Genomic DNA, 3829 nt, shown 5'->3' with positions numbered 1-3829 from the left:
CCATTACTGGAGTACTTACTTTATAAACTACTGATTTTTTATCTTTTGAAATACCCAATGCTGTTACTCTATTAAGTTTCCAAAGAGTCTCGGGAGAAAGTACTTCTTGCGCTGATGTTACTATACTCATGGTGCTAACGAATATAAAAAATAATTTTTTCATGTTTTGATGATTTTTAAAGGCTAAAAATAGTGAATTCTTATCATAAAAAAAGCCATCTTAGAGATGGCTTTTATATAATTGAATATTGCTTTTACTAATTTACAGTAATATCATCAATGTGTATTGTTGTAGTTAAATCTGGATCAAAACTATATCCTCCTGTATATTCAAAAATAATGAATCCATTCCCGATTAAAGATGTAGGAAAATTATAAACTCCACTATTTACAAATGGTTGTGACGCACTCCCAGTATTTCCTGAAGAGATATTGAAATTAAAGGTAATATTGTTTAGTGTTGCATTGGCATTATTACCGCCAGGAACATAGTCAGTAGAATAATATACTTTTAACACATCGCCTACATTGAAACGGTCTTGAGTCTTGAATGACATACCATTAGCAGCAGTAAAATTGACTGGAACTACAAAATATGCTTTGTTATTTTGTTCTTGATAGTTTGAATTGCTACTGAATGCAGAAAGTTTTAGATATTTATTCCCACTAAAAGACTCTGTTGCCCAATATCTAGTTCCTAATAGAGCATCATTGATATATTTTGGAAAAATACTTGTGCTGGCAGGATAAGTTTCGAAATTTTCAGAAAAAGCTCCAAGGTATTGGATTGCAGTTCCGCCCAATGCAGGTGTCAAATCAAAACGACCTTGATCTAATTTAATATCACTTTGATATCTAACAATAAATTGGAAATCGGTATCATATTTAGTTAAAACACCTCTTATTTTTCCACTTGCCGATGGCACTTGATTAAATGTAAAAGGGCAAAAACTACTGAAACGGATTATTTGTGCAGTACCACCATTTGTTGATGAAATAGTATGATTTGTAGCACCACCACCAGAATCAATGTCATAATAAGTTCTTCCTAAAGATGAATCTGAAAATTGAACATTATTTAATTCAACTAACGTATTTTGATTAGCATCTGTATACGCATCTGACAAACTCAATGTTCTTACCAATGCGCTTTCTGGTTCTATTGTTGCAGAAGGGAATAAATGATTTTTCCATTCAAATTCTGAAATTCTGCCAATCGTTCCGTTATATAAAGAACCTATTTGCAATGAACCATAAACAATAGCACTATATAAACCATTCAATTTGATATATACTTTTCTTCCTGGTATAAATCCTTCACTATATAAGGTAGTTACATTCAAAGGCACGCTAAATCCAATTGGGTTAGCGCCTAAAGTTTGAAAAGATATTGACTTGTAAAAAGTTCCTTTTTCATCACTTGATGTTACGTATGCTTCTATAATCTGATCTGGATCTGTTGTAGTTGGAAAAGCAATAGGAACACCAGGATTAGTATTATTAGCTGCAACTGCATCAGCATTAACTGACTGAACAGTTCTTGTTGTTGTTAAATCATAGGTTACCAAAGCATTATTTGGAGTTGTGTAATGATCATCATTAGCGCAACCAAAGAACAACCCAGTGGTTAATGATACTAAAAGTGCGGATTTTAAAATTATATTTTTCATTTTTAAAAATTATTTCTTGTCAAAAATTCTAATATTATCAACTTCATAAGTTCCGTCTAAAGAAAAATTAGTTCCAGAACCTTTGCATTTAAATGCAATATAAATATTACCTGTATAACTAGACAAATCAATTAAACCCGAACTAAAGAATTGAAATCTTGTTTCATAAACTAAAGGAGGTGTAGAAAATGGAATGGGTTGCCAATTAGCACTCATTACATTTGTTCCGTTATAATCAGTTGAAATAAAAAGTTCAATTGAATTAGCTGCTGAAGAAACATAGGCTTGAGCCACATCAAAAGCTAATGTTTCATGATCACGAGTATCCATATTTATAGCTGGTGAAATTAACCAAGCAACATTTGTAGCTTGTCCTGAAAGATAGGATGTGAATTCAGCATATTTGGATCCACTATAGATACCTTGTTTCCATTTTACGGTTCCAGTTTGAGCATAATTTGTCCAACCTTCTATATTGATATCATTACCATCAACGGTGTTTGATAAAAACTCTTGGAAAAAAGTATAATCTGTAGATTCAGCAATTTTTATATCATTTTCTGGAGAACAACCTGTAAATGGCAATAAAGCTATAAATACAAGTGCTATTTTTTTATAATTTTTCATAACTTTAATAATTAAAAATTAATATATAAATTTAAGAAATATGTTCTACCATAACCGTAGAAATATTTTGGTGCAAATGAAGGAGTAGCTACTAAATTGGTAATACCATCATTAGGCGTAATGTCATGAAGAGTTACATCTTGATTTACTTCTCTATAATTTGCATTTCTTGATTGCTCAAACCCTCCTGTTTTATAAGTAACATCTAATACATTGTTGATACTTGCGAAAAAGCCAATTATTTGATTTCCAACTTTCCAAGATTTACCACCCGTTAAATTTAACAAATAAAAATCATCAAATTTTTCTTGTTTTAATAATTCAGCCGCTCTTTGTGGAGTTATTTCTGGAAAATCTAATCCTTCTAAATCATTTGGATTTCTAAAGAAATTAGCTGTTCTTAATAAAGATGAAATGTTTAAATAATTGTTTGCCAAATAATTTACATTAGCACCAACCCACCAGAATTTAGGGTCTCTATACTCAACTCCGAATGAAGCTGCTGATTGTGGTCCACCACCAATTCTGTAACCTTTTAAATTGGCTCTGCCAAAATCAGCCACTGGATTTGTATTGGTTGGTGTCGCTAAATTATCGTTATTCAAATAAACATTTGGATTATTGTTATAAGTATATTCTCCGTATGCTCCAGAAAGAGTTAATTTAATTGTAGATGTAATTTGATATTCCGTTCCTAATTCTAAACCAACGTTTTGCTTTTCAACATTGGCTAGTGTTTCTGCTACAAAGGCATCACCACCGTCACCTCCATCATCTAAGAAAATACCTTCTCCATAAAAGAATGAAGTTTCAGTACCATTTTTCACATTAGAATAAAAAGCTGTTAATCTTGATTTGAATTTTGGAGCTTTAATAATATAACTAACATCACCACTTGTAATATTTTCTGATTGAAGACCAACAGAAGTATTATCATTAATACGAGCATTTGGGAAAACATTTCTTAATGTAGGTGCTTTAGTCATATATGCTGCATTCAAATTCAAGAATTGTTTACCTGAAATTTTATATGTTAGGCCTCCTTTAAAACCGAAGTTTTCATAAAGATATGTTTTGCTTTTTCCAAAAGAGTTGGTTGGATAAATTCCATTCTTGTATAATCCTTCTCTTTGATATTGGGTTCTTGAGAAAGACTCTGCTAAATAAAAATCAACTTTTTTATAAGTAAATTTAAATTGAGTAAAGGCATCAACCGTATTTGCTAATAAGTTATAATTATAAGAAAATGTCCCATCGCCATGACGAACCTGATATTCATTGATTTGTCTGTTTGGATTATTTAAATCAGATTGTTGTTGGTCAGCAGAATTTGTGAAATAATTTTTATCATCAAAATAATCTCCACCTAATAAATCTAAAATATTAGCAAAATTATGTGACTTTAAATTTCTAAAAGTTACACCCGCGTTCATATTAATATTATCTGCTAATTGAGAACTTAATATTGAATTTGCTGTCCAAACTTTATCGTCAGTTCTGTCTTCGTATAAAATATAAGCACTATGCCCATC

At 30.9% G+C, this 3829-nt stretch carries 2 protein-coding genes and 1 pseudogene; all 3 read right to left on the bottom strand.

From position 1 onward, the window contains the following. Nucleotides 1–257 precede the first annotated feature (257 nt). Nucleotides 258–1670: a DUF5689 domain-containing protein gene (locus tag ACOYLT_RS10595; protein WP_422853818.1), complete on the bottom strand. Its 1413-nt coding sequence runs from the start codon at nucleotides 1668–1670 to the stop codon at nucleotides 258–260. Nucleotides 1671–1679: 9 nt separating this feature from the next. After that, nucleotides 1680–2297 (bottom strand): choice-of-anchor J domain-containing protein, encoded by a 618-nt coding sequence (locus ACOYLT_RS10590; RefSeq protein WP_422853817.1) that lies wholly within the window; start codon nucleotides 2295–2297, stop codon nucleotides 1680–1682. 11 nt (nucleotides 2298–2308) lie between these two features. Continuing rightward, a pseudogene (locus tag ACOYLT_RS10585) lies at nucleotides 2309–3829 on the bottom strand (TonB-dependent receptor); the annotation flags it as partial.

It is taken from the genome of Flavobacterium sp. (genome assembly GCF_049318185.1).
GTDB lineage: Bacteria > Bacteroidota > Bacteroidia > Flavobacteriales > Flavobacteriaceae > Flavobacterium.
Note: the sequence above shows the minus strand (reverse complement) of the source record. Positions and strands in the feature narration are given on the sequence as shown.